General features: G+C 38.3%; 13 protein-coding genes and 1 pseudogene. 5 read left to right on the forward strand and 9 right to left on the reverse strand.

The window, feature by feature from the left end; all coding sequences use genetic code 11:
• Window positions 1–3 precede the first annotated feature (3 nt).
• Window positions 4–227, reverse strand: a pseudogene (locus AY606_RS16475) (aromatic ring-hydroxylating dioxygenase subunit alpha); the annotation flags it as partial.
• A 577-nt stretch (window positions 228–804) separates the two neighbouring features.
• Between AY606_RS16475 and AY606_RS01995 the strand changes: the two are divergent.
• From AY606_RS01995 to sohB, 5 genes are all read left to right on the forward strand, one after another.
• Entirely contained in the window at window positions 805–1,830 is a 1,026-nt protein-coding gene (locus AY606_RS01995) for a substrate-binding domain-containing protein (RefSeq protein ID WP_067863922.1), read from the forward strand.
• A gap of 100 nt (window positions 1,831–1,930) precedes the next feature.
• On the forward strand, window positions 1,931–3,310 hold the full coding sequence (pstC, locus tag AY606_RS02000) for a phosphate ABC transporter permease subunit PstC (protein WP_067863925.1): 1,380 nt from the start codon (window positions 1,931–1,933) through the stop codon (window positions 3,308–3,310).
• Window positions 3,307–4,698, forward strand: a complete 1,392-nt coding sequence (gene pstA / locus AY606_RS02005; RefSeq protein ID WP_067863928.1) for a phosphate ABC transporter permease PstA — start codon at window positions 3,307–3,309, stop codon at window positions 4,696–4,698. The genes pstC and pstA overlap by 4 nt, the downstream gene beginning before the upstream one ends.
• A 12-nt stretch (window positions 4,699–4,710) precedes the next feature.
• Window positions 4,711–5,637 carry a phosphate ABC transporter ATP-binding protein PstB gene (pstB, locus tag AY606_RS02010; protein ID WP_067863931.1) on the forward strand — a complete coding sequence of 309 codons (927 nt, stop codon included), beginning with the start codon at window positions 4,711–4,713 and terminating at the stop codon, window positions 5,635–5,637.
• A 290-nt stretch (window positions 5,638–5,927) separates the two neighbouring features.
• Entirely contained in the window at window positions 5,928–6,890 is a 963-nt protein-coding gene (sohB, locus tag AY606_RS02015; RefSeq protein ID WP_067863934.1) for a protease SohB, read from the forward strand.
• A 359-nt stretch (window positions 6,891–7,249) separates the two neighbouring features.
• Here the strand turns inward: sohB and purB are convergent, their stop codons facing one another.
• The 8 genes from purB to dacC all read right to left on the reverse strand — a co-directional run bounded on the left by purB (window position 7,250) and on the right by dacC (window position 16,147).
• Window positions 7,250–8,638: an adenylosuccinate lyase gene (gene purB / locus AY606_RS02020; RefSeq protein WP_067863936.1), complete on the reverse strand. Its 1,389-nt coding sequence runs from the start codon at window positions 8,636–8,638 to the stop codon at window positions 7,250–7,252.
• A gap of 54 nt (window positions 8,639–8,692) precedes the next feature.
• The gene (hflD, locus tag AY606_RS02025; protein WP_067863939.1) at window positions 8,693–9,424 is read right to left on the reverse strand and encodes a high frequency lysogenization protein HflD; all 732 of its coding nucleotides are present in this window, start codon (window positions 9,422–9,424) and stop codon (window positions 8,693–8,695) included.
• Window positions 9,425–9,439: 15 nt separating this feature from the next.
• Entirely contained in the window at window positions 9,440–10,573 is a 1,134-nt protein-coding gene (gene mnmA / locus AY606_RS02030) for a tRNA 2-thiouridine(34) synthase MnmA (protein ID WP_067863942.1), read from the reverse strand.
• 4 nt (window positions 10,574–10,577) lie between these two features.
• Window positions 10,578–11,063, reverse strand: a complete 486-nt coding sequence (locus tag AY606_RS02035; RefSeq protein ID WP_067863944.1) for an NUDIX hydrolase — start codon at window positions 11,061–11,063, stop codon at window positions 10,578–10,580.
• A 114-nt stretch (window positions 11,064–11,177) separates the two neighbouring features.
• Window positions 11,178–13,355, reverse strand: a complete 2,178-nt coding sequence (locus AY606_RS02040) for a DEAD/DEAH box helicase (protein ID WP_067863946.1) — start codon at window positions 13,353–13,355, stop codon at window positions 11,178–11,180.
• A complete protein-coding gene (locus AY606_RS02045) occupies window positions 13,355–14,293 on the reverse strand; it encodes a HamA C-terminal domain-containing protein (protein WP_067863949.1) in 939 nt (312 codons plus the stop codon). Before AY606_RS02045 ends, AY606_RS02040 begins: the two co-directional genes overlap by 1 nt.
• A 57-nt stretch (window positions 14,294–14,350) precedes the next feature.
• On the reverse strand, window positions 14,351–14,887 hold the full coding sequence (locus AY606_RS02050; RefSeq protein ID WP_067863953.1) for a gamma carbonic anhydrase family protein: 537 nt from the start codon (window positions 14,885–14,887) through the stop codon (window positions 14,351–14,353).
• A gap of 111 nt (window positions 14,888–14,998) precedes the next feature.
• Window positions 14,999–16,147 (reverse strand): D-alanyl-D-alanine carboxypeptidase PBP5/6, encoded by a 1,149-nt coding sequence (gene dacC / locus AY606_RS02055; protein ID WP_067863956.1) that lies wholly within the window; start codon window positions 16,145–16,147, stop codon window positions 14,999–15,001.
• Window positions 16,148–16,188: the final 41 nt, after the last annotated feature.

Consider the following 16,188-nt stretch of genomic DNA (forward strand, 5'->3'; position numbering starts at 1 on the left):
TTTTTAAGCTAAAAATAGCGTGCTAAAACCCATCGTTCTCACAATTTTCAGATATATACGCGAACTACAATCCACAGGGGAATATGCTTTTATTGATGAATCAAGCAGTAAATTTCAGGTTTCTGAGTTTCAGCGATAGGTGGATTTTCCTCAAAAATTTTTAAGTTAAAGTCATATGCATTTTCAAGCGGTAAGTCTTTGTCATAATTACGGCAAGTTGGGGCAAAATTTATTTTTGAATATATGACAAAGTAATGTTCTCGGAGATTTCAATTAACTGGATTTGGGATTACAAAAAATAGAACAGGGATACAATGTTAAGATGAGGGAGTTAAAAAAGTCGTCATGGTTTGATTTAGGCAGGATCTATGCAGCAGCAATCGACTAAGGTTCTGGTGTTATTCAAAGAGGTTTTCTTAGACTTCTTCTTTGGCAGTAAAAATTTAATCAGAGACTATTTGTAAGTTCAAAAAATAAAATAGATATGAAGCAAATTGATAAAAATGATGAGACGCACAAAGCAAATGATTAAATAACAAGCAATGCGTTTTAATGATGGTAAATGAATTATTACAATTATAGTGAGGTGGGAATAATAAATTAATCAGATTAAATGTAATGTTAATTACTGATTTATATAAATTTATAATTATAAAAAAACTGCTATTTCAATTATCATTAAAACGTCACATAGCTGTAACTTCTTTGTCATATTATAAAATCACAATGCAGTTATCGAAAAAGTACAAAACTTTATAAAAAAGTAGCGTACTTCAAAATTGCATCTAATGAAGAGAGAAAAGAATGCGCTTAAATTACATCGCACTTGCTTTAGCAGTTTCAGGGGCAGCTGTAGCAACAACAGCAAATGCAGCTCGTGACACCATCCAAATCGCTGGTTCTTCAACTGTTCTACCTTACGCAAGTATTGTAGCAGAAGAATTTGGTAACACTTTTCCGCAATTCAAAACACCGGTTGTCGGTTCAGGTGGTACATCTGGCGGTTTGAAGCAATTCTGTCAAGGCGTGGGTGACAACACCATCGACATCGCCAATGCTTCTCGTAAAATTAAAGATTCTGAATTAGCAGCATGTAAAAGTGCTGGCGTGAATCAAGTGATTGAAGTTAAAGTCGGTTATGACGGGATTGTATTTGCGTCTAATTCAAAGAAAGCCTCTTTTAAATTACGCCCACAACATGTATTTGCAGCGCTTGCAGCAGAATTACCTTCAAATGGTAAACTGGTTGCAAATCCGTATACACGTTGGAATCAAATTGACAAATCACTTCCAAATGAACCGATTACATTGGTCATTCCAGCATCTAACCACGGTACACGTGAAGTGTTCCAGGAAAAAATGGTTGAAGCAGGTTGTGAATCTTACGCATATTTCAAAAATTTAGATAAAGATGCACAGAAGAAAGCATGTTCTACTTTCCGTAAAGATGGCAAAGTGATTGAAATCGCAGGTGACTATACTGAAACACTGGCACGTTTAAAAACTTCGCCAAGTGCCGTAGGTGTATTTGGTCTAGGTTTCTATGATCAAAACCGTGACAAATTACGTGTAGCGACAGTGAACAATGTGGCTCCCTCAGAAAAAACGATTCTGAATGGTTCTTATCCAGTATCACGTCCATTGTACTTCTACGTGAAAGGTGAGCACCTTAAATCAATCAAAGGTTTACAACAATATTCTGAATACTTCTTAAGTAAGAAAGTTTCAGGTAAAGGTTCCAAGCTGGAAAAAGCTGGTCTGATTTCTATGTCTGATAAAGAACGCGCAAACACTCTTGCAGCTTTGAAAGCTGGTAAAGCGGTTAAGTAATTAGGATGAACGAGCTGATGCTAGATAATTTTTAGCATCAGCTTTTTTGCAAAGACAAGGTTTTTCAAAGCATGAAAATTGAAAAAATGCCGGAGAATACATGAATCTGCTACTTATAGGTGTGTTATTGGCATTGATTGCCGTAGCCTATCAAATCGGGTTATCTAAAAGCCGTAGCCTAGCAGGTAAGGGAAATAACTCAGCGAAGCTGCACTCTCGTCCTGGATATTATGGTGCGTTGGTGGCTTTATGGTGTGGTATCCCTGCTTTTTTAATTTTACTGGTTTGGAATATTGTCGAACCGAGTATTTTGCGACATGTGATTTTAGATAATGTCCCTGCAAATATTGCAGCAACATTAGATCGATCTGGCATGGAAGTTGTAATTGACCGTGTTCAAGCGATTGCCTCTGGTTTTGGCGTGAGTGATCAAGCGGCCGCCTATGAAATCGCAGCAGCACAACAGTTATCAAGAATTGAAACGATAAGCTCTTTTGCCAAATTGGCAGTGGTAATCTGTGCCGCACTAGCAGGGCTGGTTTTGGCAAAAAAACGTGTAGCCCAACAATTTCGTGCACGTAATCAGGTCGAAAAAACCATTAATATCGCTTTAGCCTTATGTTCTGGTGTGGCTATTTTAACCACCATCGGTATTGTGATGTCGATGTTTAGTGAAGCCATGCGCTTCTTTCACTTCGTCAGTCCACTCGATTTCTTCTTTGGAACTGAATGGAACCCCGGTTTTAGTACATCAGGAAATGCGGAAGGTAGTTATGGCTTGTTGCCGCTGCTTTGGGGCACGCTGATGGTTAGTGGTATTGCTTTATTAGTGGCAGTACCAGTCGGTTTGATGATTGCAATTTATTTAGCTGAATACGCATCATCAGGCTTTCGCTCTTGGGCAAAACCCGCGATTGAAGTTTTAGCCGGTATTCCGACCATTGTGTACGGTGTGTTTGCACTGATGATTATTGGCCCATTCTTTAAAATGCTTGGAGCAAGCGTGGGGCTGGAAATCAATGCCACCAGTGCCTTAACTGCAGGTTTCGTGATGGGGATTATGATTATCCCGTTTGTATCTTCACTCTCAGATGACATTATTACTCAGGTGCCTCGATCGTTACGTGATGGCTCTTTAGGACTCGGTGCAACCAAGTCGGAGACCATTCGTCAGGTGGTGTTGCCTGCAGCCTTGCCGGGTATTATTGGCGCATTTTTACTTGCGGCATCTCGTGCGATTGGTGAGACCATGATTGTGGTTCTAGCCGCAGGGAATAGTCCATTACTGCATGCCAATCCACTCGAAGCGATTTCCACCGTGACCATTACTATTGTCAATCAACTTACAGGTGATACTGACTTTGCCAGTCCACAAGCATTGGTAGCATTTGCTTTGGGATTAACCTTATTTGTGATTACTTTAGGTCTGAACATTGTTGCACTGTTTATTGTGCGTAAATATCGCGAGCAATACGAATGAGTACTTCTAATACACCTTCCATGGATCAGGCAAGTGATCCCCGCATTGCCGCTGAATTACGCGAAAAACGTAAACAAAGAATTAGTAATACTTTAGCCAAGCGTCATCGCAAAGAAAAAATGTTTCGGGTGTTTGGCTTCTCTGCCGTTATCACCGGTCTGTTCTTTGTGGTACTGCTATTCGGAAGTATTCTGGCAAAAGGCTTACCCGCATTTTGGCAAAGCAGCATGACTGTTCCGGTCTATTTTGATCCGAATATCATTAATGCGGGCGCAAAACCCACCCAAAAAGAGGGCGAATCTCCTGCGCATTTTCAGGAGCGCTATATTGCCTGGCAAACTGAAATGGGAATGGTCGACTGGGATGCTTTAATCGTCAATGGATTAATTGCCAAAGATCCAAGTATTGCGTCTAAACGCGATGATCTTGGAAGCCTGTATACCAGTTCAGAAGCCTACCGTTTGCGTGATTTGGTGCTTGCAGATCCAGCCTTGATTGGTCAGAAGAAAGACTTAAATATTTTGGCCGATGCCAATGTCGATGTATGGTTAGCAGGAAATATTGACCGTTCATTGCCTGATGATCAGCAGCAATTAAGTCCGGAAGTTCGCCAGTTAGCCGATGATTTAAAAGCCAAAGGTGTGATTGAAAATACCTTTAATACCAATATCTTTACCAATCCAGACTCGCGTAGCTCTCCAGCAACATCTGGTTTAGCTGGCGCAATCATGGGCTCGCTGTTCATGATGCTGATTGTAATTTTTATCTCGATTCCAATCGGCGTAGCATCTGCTATTTATCTGGAAGAATTTGCCCCTAAAAACTTCATTACCGATGTCGTGGAAGTGAATATCAATAACCTTGCAGCAGTACCATCGATTGTCTTTGGTTTGCTTGGTGCTGCCATTTTTATTGGCTGGATGCATTTGCCGATTTCTGCACCTTTGGTCGGTGGTCTGGTACTTAGTTTAATGACTCTCCCAACCGTGATTATTACCACACGTGCATCGCTTAAAGCTGTACCACCATCCATTCGTCAGGCGGCATTGGGCTTGGGAGCTTCCCGTGTGCAAACTGTATTTCACCATGTTCTACCGCTTGCGATTCCCGGAATTTTAACGGGTGCCATTATTGGGGTTGCTCAGGCATTAGGTGAAACAGCGCCATTACTCCTGATTGGTATGAGTGCTTTTGTGGCGAGTGTTCCGGCTACACCATTAGATCAATCGACTGCTTTACCGGTACAAATTTTCTTATGGCAGGGCAATGAATTACGTAACTTCTTCGAAGGACGTACCGCTGCTGCAATTATTGTCTTACTTGCACTGATGGTCGGCTTAAATAGTCTGGCAATCTGGTTACGTAAGAAATTTGAAGTGCGCTGGTAAGAGGAACAATATATGAATACTGTAACAGCGATGTCAAAAACAAATTCCTTAGAACAGGATCAAACCGTGAACCAAGATCAGAAGCAATTTACCTCTAACGAAGTAGATAAAAAACATCAAGGGACTTCATTTGTTTCTCAATTTGATACCCATCCTTCGGCTAAAAAAGAAAATCAAACAGCCAGTGTGAAAATAAGTACTTCGGATGTGCATGTTTACTATGGCGAGGCAGAAGCGATTAAGGGTATTGATTTAAATATCTACGAAAATGAAGTGATTGCCTTTATTGGGCCGTCTGGTTGCGGTAAATCGACTTTTCTACGCACGTTAAACCGTATGAACGACACGATTGATTCATGTCGTGTGGCGGGTAAAGTAATGCTGGATAATCAGGATATTTATGATCCAAATCTAGATGTCGTATTACTGCGTGCGCAAGTGGGTATGGTGTTTCAGAAACCCAATCCTTTCCCGAAATCAATTTTTGATAATGTGGCTTATGGTCCAAAACTGCATGGTTTGGCACGTGACAAATATGACCTTGAAGAAATTGTTGAAAATAGCCTGCATAAAGCTGGTCTTTGGGATGAAGTCAAAGATCGTTTAAACCAGCCGGGAACCGGTCTTTCCGGTGGTCAGCAACAGCGTTTATGTATTGCACGTACTATCGCCGTGAGTCCGGAAGTGATTTTGATGGATGAACCATGTTCAGCACTGGATCCAATTGCTACGGCAAAAATTGAAGAACTCATTTCAGAGCTTTCAACCCAATATACCATTGCGATTGTGACACACTCAATGCAACAGGCTGCGCGTGTTTCTGACCGTACAGCATACTTTCACTTAGGTGATTTGATTGAAGTCAATGCAACTGAAAAAGTATTTACCCAGCCGGATCATCAATTGACTGAAGCATATATTACCGGTCGTTTTGGTTAATGAAATGACAGTATTAAAAAGAGCCGGAAGGCTCTTTTTTGTTTAATCTTCAAATATTTTTATCTTGAGAAGACATGCGACCTATCCAAATGACATAATTTAACCTTTATTTATATTGGGTTATTATGTTTAGGCATCTGTTTTATGCTGAGAAAATGACTAAATTTAGTAAGCATTTAAAGTGTAAAGAATCTATGTAATGAGATGGTTAATAAAATTCATATTGAATTTTCAATGGATTGGCCTCATGTTAAAGATAACTGCACATACAATTAGAGAAATCATTTTCTATGCTATTCCATACTCCGAAACTACCCGCAGAAATTCGAATCAGCCATTTAAATGCGCGCCTAAACGAACAACGTAAAAAAGTTGCGCATACCACAGCATCTAAATTTGAACTTTTGCAACTCACTCAACAGCTTTCAAAGGAAGCGCGTTTACGTAAAAAGAATAATCAAAAAATTTATGTCCTCGATTTTAAAGGTGATACGGCTGCATCTGCGGTAGAAAGTTTACGTGAAGAAATCACCCTGATTTTAGCGACTGCTAAAGCGGGGCATGATCGTGTGGTGGTGCGTTTAGAAAGTCCGGGTGGTATGGTGCATGGCTATGGTCTGGCTGCTGCACAGCTGGTGCGTCTGCGTGATGCCGGTTTTAACCTGACGATTTGTGTTGATAAGGTTGCGGCAAGTGGCGGTTATATGATGGCATGTATTGCCAATGAAATTGTTTCTGCGCCGTTTGCTGTCGTGGGTTCAATTGGTGTGGTTGCTCAAGTGCCTAACTTTAATCGCCTGTTAAAAGAAAAGCATATCGATTTCGAGCTTTATACCGCAGGTGAATTTAAACGTACTGTAACCATGTTTGGCGAAAATACCGCTGAAGGTAAAGCCAAATTTGAAGAAGAGTTGCAACAAACGCACGAGTTATTCAAGCACTTTGTGGAAAAATATCGTCCACAACTGAATGTTGAAAAAGTTGCAACAGGTGAACATTGGTACGGGAAGGATGCACTAGCATTAAACTTGGTGGATAAACTGCAAACTTCAGATGAATATCTGCTGGGTTTATTGGCTCAGCATGATGTGTATGTGATTGATACCCGTCGTAAACCAACGTTGGGTGAAAAACTGGGCTTACAGGCCGCTCAAATGGCAGATGGTCTAGTGCCAGCAGTAGTGAATAAAGTGATGGAAACTTTGTCAAAAGCGAGTGCGAATGTCATTCAACTGCGTGATCCTAAGCTTTAATTTAAAATGATCTTCTGATTTTAAAATTGCGTTCTAATGAGCGCAATTTTTTTGACTGTATGTTGATTTTCAACTCGGCATGAGTTGCTTTGCCGTAACTAAAATACAGATCGTGATCATTGTGAGTTTTAGTGGGAATACTCTCATGAGGAGAGGCAGAAGAATAAAAGCAAGTGCAAGCCAGGGTTTGAACCTGAATGAATGTTCAATTATTCTTTTTTATATGTGCAAAATTTTTATTGTGCATATTGAATTGTTATGAATTGCTGGTGTTATCGCAAACATAGAGGAATTATTCACAGATTTTATTGTAATAAAAAAGCGAAGCCGTAGCTTCGCTTTTTCTGACTAAAATTTAATTAGATTTTCGCAATTAAATCTTTAATTTGTTTGGCTTGTTCAGCTGCATTACCTGTATACGTTGCAGGTGTCATTGTCGCAAGACGTGCACGGTCCGCAGCAGGAACAGCTTCAAGTTCATTACCGTTTACGAAGTTCACCATCATTTCGCGCGTCATTGCTTGACCACGAGTCAGGGCTTTTAATTTTTCGTATGGTTTTTCTACGTTATAACGACGCATAACGGTTTGAATTGGTTCAGCCAATACTTCTTGAGCATGGTCTAAATCTTCAGCAATACGCGCAGCATTAAGCTCTAATTTACCAATACCTTTTAAGCAAGCATCAAAAGCAATCAAGCTTTGCGCAAAACCAACACCCATGTTACGAAGCACAGTAGAGTCGGTTAGGTCGCGCTGCCAACGAGAAATCGGAAGTTTTTCACCCAAGTGAGCCAGTACTGCATTGGCCAAACCTAAGTTACCTTCAGAGTTTTCGAAGTCAATCGGGTTGACTTTGTGCGGCATGGTTGAAGAGCCAACTTCACCTTCTTTCAAGCGTTGTTTGAAGAAACCTAAAGAGATATAACCCCAAACGTCACGGTTAAAGTCGATCAAAATTGTATTGAAACGACGTAACGCATCAAAAAGTTCCGCCATGTAATCATGTGGCTCAATTTGAGTAGTGTACGGGTTGAACGCCAAACCTAAAGATTCAACAAAAGCTTGCGAATGAGCAGGCCAGTTAATGTCCGGATATGCTGAATAATGAGCGTTGTAGTTACCTACAGCACCATTGATTTTACCCAGTAATTCAACATTGTTAAATTGTTTGATTTGGCGTGCAAGGCGGTAAGCCACGTTTGCCATTTCTTTACCCAAAGTGGTTGGGCTCGCAGTTTGACCATGTGTACGAGACAACATTGCTTGTTCAGCGTGCGTTTCAGCCAAAGTCGCAATGGCATCGATGATGCTTTGCATTGAAGCCACCAGAACATCACGACCATTTTTAAGCATTAATGCGTGAGACAAGTTATTGATGTCTTCAGAAGTACATGCAAAGTGAATGAATTCACCGGCATCTTTCAATTCATCAATGTGTGCAATTTTTTCTTTAAGGAAATATTCAACCGCTTTAACGTCGTGGTTGGTGGTACGTTCAATGTCTTTAATGCGGTTTGCATCATCTTCAGAGAAATCAGCCACAATTGCATCTAAAGCAGCATTGGTTGCTGCTGAAAAAGTTGGGACTTCAGTGATTTCAGGACGGTTTGCAAGCGCTTGTAACCAGCGCACTTCAACAGTCACACGAGCATGGATTAAACCAAACTCAGAGAGGAAAGGACGTAGAGCATCACATTTGCTCGCGTAGCGTCCATCTAATGGAGAAAGTGCGGTTAAAGCGTTCATAGCGATTCCTTAAACATTGGAATTAAACGTAAAACAAAACCCGCACAGCATCAGTTAAACCACCTGATACTGTAAACGGGCAAGATCTTGAATATCTTGGAGCAGCTTACGCTTGCTGAAAATCATCCCCCATGAACTGCCACCCATTTGGCGCCATAAGTGCGCCAGTTGCAGGCCAGTAAACAGGGAAGCGCGAATACGGTTGGTATGAGAAGTATCTTTAAACGCTTGGGCGTTGCCTTTAACCATAATACGCGGATTAATTTGTCCTGCAGTTTCGACATAGGTTTGGGCAAGATTGGCAATAATACTGGGATGTAGATAATTATTATCAAAAAATGAAAGTTGCTTTAATATTTTCTGTTGTGATTTTTCAATGATTTCAACAAATTTTGGATTGCTATAGACTTTTTTCTCTAACTGTAACAAGGCCATGGCATAGCTCATCGGTAACTTGGCGCTAGAGAGTTTGGGTAAACGAGATTTTGGGGAGGGGTTAAACGGTTGGTTAATACTGCTTTCTAAAGTTTTCAAACCGAGGGAAATATCGGCAAGTTGATTAAAGAAGTGGAGGGTTTGACAAGATTCATTGGAAGTGGGACGGATATTCAGGCTGGCTTTAATGAGTTGTTCTAGATAGAAACTACCGCTTTCCCCAATACTCTGCTGTCCCGACATGGCGGTCATATGGGTCAGCTGTGTCGATTGAAACACAGCCGCCAACGCCAAAGCACGGTTTTGGCGTATATTCAAAGTTTGAGGCTGTTGAAAGGGTAACTCAGCCATGCCTATCGCTTCCTTTTAAATAAAATCAGGTTTTGGAGCATTGGTATGATGAATCACACCGCCACCTAAACAAACTTCATCTGCGTAGAACACTACACTTTGTCCTGGAGTCACCGCACGTTGCGGTTCGTCAAATTCAACCCGTACACCATTTGGCATATCGGCATCTTTATAAATAACACAGGCTTGATCGGGCTGGCGATAACGCGTTTTCGCAGTGCAGCGGAAACCAGTCTCTGGAATATCTTGCTCACCTGCAACCCAGTCAATCGCTTCACTCCAAAGTATAGTACTTTGCATTAGTGGATGCTCATGACCCTGACCAATGACCAGACGGTTATTTTCAATGTCTTTATAAAGAACAAACCATGCACCTTCAGATTCGCCCTTAAGACCACCTAAACCAATGCCGCCACGCTGACCGAGCGTATAGTACATTAAGCCGTGATGTTCACCAACCTCTTTACCGGTATCTAGGTAAATTTTTCCAGCTTGGGCAGGTAAATACTGTTTCAAGAAGTCATTAAAACGACGTTCGCCAATAAAGCAAATACCGGTTGAATCTTTTTTCTTCGCTGTAGCTAAACCCAGTTCTTCAGCAATACGACGAACTTCCGGTTTTTCAATTTCACCCACAGGGAACAGGGTCTTGTTAATTTCGCGACCATGTACAGCATGCAGGAAATACGTTTGATCCTTATTCTGGTCAAAACCGCGTAATAAAGGGGCGTATTCTTCACCACGCGAGTTGGTCATGGTTTCACCGCGACGGCAGTAATGACCGGTTGCAATAAAGTCTGCACCCAAGTTTACGGCATGGTCTAAAAATGCACGGAACTTGATTTCTTTATTACACAAGATGTCCGGGTTTGGGGTGCGACCCGCAGCATATTCAGCCAGAAAATGCTCGAATACACGATCCCAATATTCCATGGCAAAGTTGGCAGTGTGTAATTTGATGCCAATCTTGTCGCAGACGGCTTGCGCATCTGCAAGGTCTTCCATCGCCGTACAATATTCCGTGCCGTCATCTTCTTCCCAGTTTTTCATGAAAAGTCCTTCAACTTGATATCCCTGTTGAAGAAGAAGTGCTGCAGAAACAGAAGAATCTACACCACCGGACATACCGACGATGACACGTTGTTGCATAGGATTAAGCATCCAAAGTTGAAATTAAGGGAGAGTTTTGGTGCTCGTAAATGAGCGATAAAGGGTATTTTTTGCCTGAAAGGGCATCTTCAATGGCTTTGATCACCAAGGGGCTACGCGCACGAGCCGACTCGATCAGTTCATCCAAAGTCATCCAGACTGCGCCAATGATTCCTGTATCTAATGTTGCGTGTTCATCATGCGCAAGCGATTTTGCTAAAAAGCAGAAACGGAAATAGGTACGATCTGGAAACATCGGCGGGGTATAGGTATAAATACCCAACAGTGATTCAATACTCACTGTATGTCCGGTTTCTTCCATGGTTTCGCGAATGGCAGCATCCATAATGGTTTCGCCACATTCGACATGACCTGCAGGCTGATTAAACACAGTATGTGTTACACCTTCTGTATGTTCTTCAACAAACAGAAATTTTCCGTCTTTTTCGACAACAGTTGCAACAGTAACGTGAGCAGTCCAAGCGGTCATTGAAAAGCACCAAGGAATAAAAAGGCTATTCTACAAAATTTAGGGCGTAGTGGCTATGTTGATTTATGTTTATAACTAATATCTATATATTTAAGAGTAAATGACATTTGAAGATCAAATAATTTTAAGTTTAGTCTTCTCGTAGCTTAAAAATATTTCATTATCAAATATTCTTCTTTCTCTTATTAAGCTAATTACTTCATCTTGAGATTTATCTGGAGGAATAAGGGTTTCAAGTTTGCGAATTGCAGAACTAGGAATGCTGTACTCAGTTAAAATAGTAAGATTTTCTCTTAAAAAATCATTTTCAATTTGATTGGCGAAATGACTATAGTTTCCAGGCCTTAATCCTTGTTCTGAACAAACAAATCTTTGAAGACTATCAATGACTGATAACCATTTAGGAATTTTGTACTCAAACCAGTGCTTTAAAATTTGAAAACTATTTCTTATTGCTTCATCCATTAGATCAGAATCACTTGTATCCTTGTACTTACTTAAGGTTTTATAATAATTAAAGTTACTGTTGATTAAATCCCAAATGTTATGATTAGAGCTATAAATTTTTGTCACAGTAATAAGGCTATTTAATGTCATAGGTTTAACACTTTCGCCTTCTTTTAACAGATGATGCCAAGCTAAGGCAAGTGTGTAGGCTAATTGTTCTTTTTTAGGGAAACCACTCCAACAAACAAGTTCATAGTTATTACTAATATCTTTTCTTAATTGATTAATAATACTGAGTTGTCCGGTTACTTGAACACCATTTTTACGAATGACATATTTTTCTTCATTTGAAATACCATTGATAAACTTATATTGTTCTGATGATTTATCTTTAATTTCAGATTCATCAAGTTGAATCAGAATTTCATTTGAAATTGGATTTTGTTCAAAAAAAGGGATATCTATTTTAATAATTTCATTTTTTGGAATTGGATTAAAATTATATATAGTTCCGGTATAATGTATCATTAGGCGTCCTGCACGGCCTTTAATATTTGAATAGTCAAAATAATCAATTTTAGTATTCATTCCTTTTGTGCTATCAAAGAAGAATATATTTTTAGCACTGGTATTAACACCTTCAATGATAGTGGTGGTACAAAAAAGGTAATTTAATAATCCCTTATTAAAATAGTCAATTACAGATGTTGTAATGTGTTTTTGTAAAGCTCCATCATGAATTCCGATTCTTTTTTTAAAAATCTCTATTAAGCTCCATTGTGGAGAAATATTTTTTTCAATCCATTCAAAAATTTCGAATTTTACTTCATTAAATGAATTTATTTTTGATTCGATAAAATTTGAAAATTTCTTAGCAAGATATCTAACTCTAGCAGGAGAAGAACAGTAAATTATATTCTGTTCATTAATTTTTTCTAAAAGAAGATTAAATAGAACCTCTTCCTTATATTCTTTATATTTTCGTGGTTGTTGGAACTTTTGTTGATGTTGAGAATAAATATCGATGCTATTAGTATCGACTAATGAGGTTTTTGTTTTATAAAAAAAAGCATTATATTTTTCTTCAAAGCCATCTGATATCTTGTCTATATTAGGGCCTAAAAGATAAAACTTACTGTTATATTTTTTTAAAATGTAGTGAAATGCATTATTTAAGGAATCAGCTCTTTCGTCATCACGTTGAGAACTGAGTTTATAAAATTCATCAACAATAATAAAATCTATATGTCTAAAATCTTGATATTCATTTACGCGTTCTGCAGTAAATAAGTAAATATTGCCTTTATCATCAGATGAATTTTGTGAAGTTTTAACAATCAACTTATATGAATCATCGTATTTTCTTAATTTTTGTCTAGTTTCATCTAATAAGGCTAAGGTGGGTTGTATGATAATTATATTTTTAAATTTTCTTGAAGCTATAAACTCTTCTATTAATAAGCTTTTACCAAAACTTGTGGGTGCACTGACAATAATATTTTTATCAGTATTAAGTAATGATAATAAATATTTTTGATCTTCGTGTAAGAATTTATTTATGTTTTCAGAATAATGATAATTTTTTCTGATTTGAGAATCAGTGGAATCTAAAGTGAATTTTTCTTTTACTAAATAAGGATAAAAACCAATAGATTCTACTAAATTAGTTAAAATGTTGTGTAGACTTTTATCAAATTTAAACAGATTGTCTAGAATATTAATTACTAGTTTTTGTGCTGATATCTTATCTTTAAAAATTAAAGACGAACATTTTTTATATATTGAAAATGTTTCATTAAATGAAAATGAGTTTTTATTTTGTATTTCTAAAATTAGATCTTCCATTATTCACCTAGCTTCTGTAATAACGAAAGTTTATTGTGTAATCCTTTTACTAAATGAACTTTATTTTGGACAGGAAATAAAAAGAGAACGATATTTAATTTTGATTTCAAAGGATGATCGTAGTGTTCATCAAAATATTTTTTTAACTCCAACATTTCACTTCTATAATCATTTATAAATTTTTCTGTGGTTTCATCTTGATGATCTGTAAATAGATTACAAGTATATGTACATAGTAAAGGGATATTAATCGCATTCAATTTATCACTTAGTTTGGTTTCTTCTGAAATTAGATCAACCCAATAGTCTTTGTCAGGGATATTATCAAAATGTTTAATTTTTTTTGAAACTAACATAAATTCAGAATTTAAATAATCAGACTTAAAATGTTCGTGTATATCCTGAATTAAAGCTTTTACTCCATTCTTTCCATTAGAATAAAGTTTGGATTCCCCGAGCCACAAAGTTTTAGTCTCTGGTTCTATATGAACTGCATCAAATCCATGAACAGTGTGACCTAATGAGTCCTTGAAATATATTTTTGATAGTAAAGGCGTTGTTTTGTGAAAATCTCTAAGTAATAAGTGAAGAATTAACTCTCCAAACTCTCCTCTTCTTAAATATTTATCTTCAACTGTATCAAGAATTGAACCATCATTTTCATATATATCTTTTACTTTTTGAAATTCATCAATCTTATAAATAGATTTGGCTGCTTCAGTCAATTTAGAAAAAATTTGGGTATTGTTAGTTTCAGTCCCTTCGTGAAAGCCAAAAGCAAATTCATGAATAACTTCCAATAATTTATCAATTAGAGGCTTTAACCTATATTGAGCCTTACCATCATCTGTCAAATCAAATCCTACTAAGAAAGTACTTAGTTCAGCTTCTTTAATCGAATGTGATATGATTTTTTCAGATTTAAATGGACTGCTCATAAGTTGTACTTTTATTCAATTTATTGAATATACGAAATATTTTATATCATCGCAATCTTATTTTTCTAAATAATTATTCGCCACTTTCACATAATGTCGTGCTGAATAAGGCAAAAACTCTTTTTCTTTATCGGTTAAAGGGCGGACTTTCTGTACAGGACTGCCCACATATAAATAACCGCTTTCAAGACGTTTACGTGGTGGAACTAAAGAACCTGCACCAATCATCACATCATCTTCAATAATCACATCATCCAAAATAATTGTGCTGATGCCCACCAATACACGATTACCAATGGTACAGCCATGTAGTTTTACGTGATGACCAATGGTGACATCTTCGCCAATAATCAGTGGCGAGCCTTCAGGTTTATCTGCTTTTTTATGACTGACATGCAACATGGCATGATCTTGTACATTAGAATTTTTACCAATATGAATATGATTGACATCACCACGAATCACAGCAAAAGGCCACACCGATACATTTTCAGCCAAAGTCACCTCACCAATCACCACGGATATTTCATCAATGTAGCAAGTAGCATCAATTTTAGGATGGTGATCTAAATAAGGGCGAATATTCTTTTTCATCATTCGTCTTCAGTGGCAATGGTGTGAGTCATTATAAAATAAAAAAGCACCCATACCGAAGTAAGAGTGCTTTATCTTTAGTTTAATGCTTAATTTAAACTTAACGTTTCATTAGAATAAATTACTAAAGAATTGTTTGATATGGTCGATCATTTTTGCAAAGAAACCGGCTTCTTCAACATCTTGAAGTGCAACAAGGGGTTTTTCTGAAATGACTTTACCATCAATGCTTGCGACAAATTTACCAACCACTTGACCTTTTTTAAGTGGTGCAGTGAGTTTTGGTTGAACAACCAATTGGGTTTTGATCGCGTTAGCCTGACCTTTTTGCATGGTCACGTTGAAGTTTTCAGCTAAACCAATTTGAACGTCATTGCTTTTGCCGTACCAAACTTTAGCTTTTGCTAAAACCTGATTGGCCGGTTGTACTTTAACAGTTTCAAAGTTTGCATAACCCCAAGCCAAGATTTCACGTGTCTGAGATGCACGATCGTTCATGCTTGGCGCACCAAAAATCACTGAAATTAAACGCAGGGGGCCGCGTTTAGCTGAAGTGGTTAAGCAATAACCTGCTTCGTCAGTATGACCAGTTTTTAAGCCATCTACACTTGGGTCAGTATAAAGCAAGGCGTTACGGTTACCTTGTTTAATGCCGTTAAAGGTAAATTCTTTTTCAGAGTAGATCGGGTAATACTTTGAGCTGTCATGAATAATATGTTGCGCAAGCGTTGCCATATCTTTTGCAGTCGAGTAGTGACCTTCAGCAGGCATACCGGTTGAATTGATGAAGCTGGTATTGGTCATGCCAATACGTTTTGCTTCTTCATTCATCATGTGAGCAAAAGTGCCTTCGTTTCCGGCAATATGTTCCGCCATGGCTTTAGAAGCATCATTACCTGACTGGATGATAATCCCACGCAGCATTTCCAGTGCTGTTGCAGTACCGTTGAGTGGTACATACATACATGATTCCGTGCTACTGCCACGACACCATGCTGATTCGTTCATACGAACTTTTTCATCTTCCGTGAGATCACCACCCAACAACTTCTGTTCGATGATGTAACTAGTCATCATCTTGGTCATTGAAGCCGGTGCTAATTTTTCGTTTTCATTTTTAGATGCAAGGATTTGCCCAGTCTCATAGTCCATTAAAACATAAGATTTATTATTGAGTTCTGGCGGTGCAGATAAGACAGATGCTGCGAATGTGAAACTAGGTAATAGTAATAATGCAGCAAGGGCGCTTTTGTGGGTCATTCTAGGTGGTTCCAATATCTTGATATAAGCACAAAGAGCCT

It is taken from the genome of Acinetobacter sp. SFB (assembly GCF_001647545.1).
Taxonomy (GTDB): domain Bacteria; phylum Pseudomonadota; class Gammaproteobacteria; order Pseudomonadales; family Moraxellaceae; genus Acinetobacter.

Coding starts and splice junctions, on each gene's coding strand:
- AY606_RS01995 (WP_067863922.1), top strand. CDS start 805: ATGCGCTTAAATTACATCGCACTTGCTTTAGCAGTTTCAGGGGCAGCT.
- hflD (WP_067863939.1), bottom strand. CDS start 9,424: ATGGCTGAGTTACCCTTTCAACAGCCTCAAACTTTGAATATACGCCAA.
- pstA (WP_067863928.1), top strand. CDS start 3,307: ATGAGTACTTCTAATACACCTTCCATGGATCAGGCAAGTGATCCCCGC.
- pstB (WP_067863931.1), top strand. CDS start 4,711: ATGAATACTGTAACAGCGATGTCAAAAACAAATTCCTTAGAACAGGAT.
- mnmA (WP_067863942.1), bottom strand. CDS start 10,573: ATGCAACAACGTGTCATCGTCGGTATGTCCGGTGGTGTAGATTCTTCT.
- pstC (WP_067863925.1), top strand. CDS start 1,931: ATGAATCTGCTACTTATAGGTGTGTTATTGGCATTGATTGCCGTAGCC.
- dacC (WP_067863956.1), bottom strand. CDS start 16,147: ATGACCCACAAAAGCGCCCTTGCTGCATTATTACTATTACCTAGTTTC.
- sohB (WP_067863934.1), top strand. CDS start 5,928: ATGCTATTCCATACTCCGAAACTACCCGCAGAAATTCGAATCAGCCAT.
- AY606_RS02050 (WP_067863953.1), bottom strand. CDS start 14,887: ATGAAAAAGAATATTCGCCCTTATTTAGATCACCATCCTAAAATTGAT.
- AY606_RS02045 (WP_067863949.1), bottom strand. CDS start 14,293: ATGAGCAGTCCATTTAAATCTGAAAAAATCATATCACATTCGATTAAA.
- AY606_RS02035 (WP_067863944.1), bottom strand. CDS start 11,063: ATGACCGCTTGGACTGCTCACGTTACTGTTGCAACTGTTGTCGAAAAA.
- purB (WP_067863936.1), bottom strand. CDS start 8,638: ATGAACGCTTTAACCGCACTTTCTCCATTAGATGGACGCTACGCGAGC.
- AY606_RS02040 (WP_067863946.1), bottom strand. CDS start 13,355: ATGGAAGATCTAATTTTAGAAATACAAAATAAAAACTCATTTTCATTT.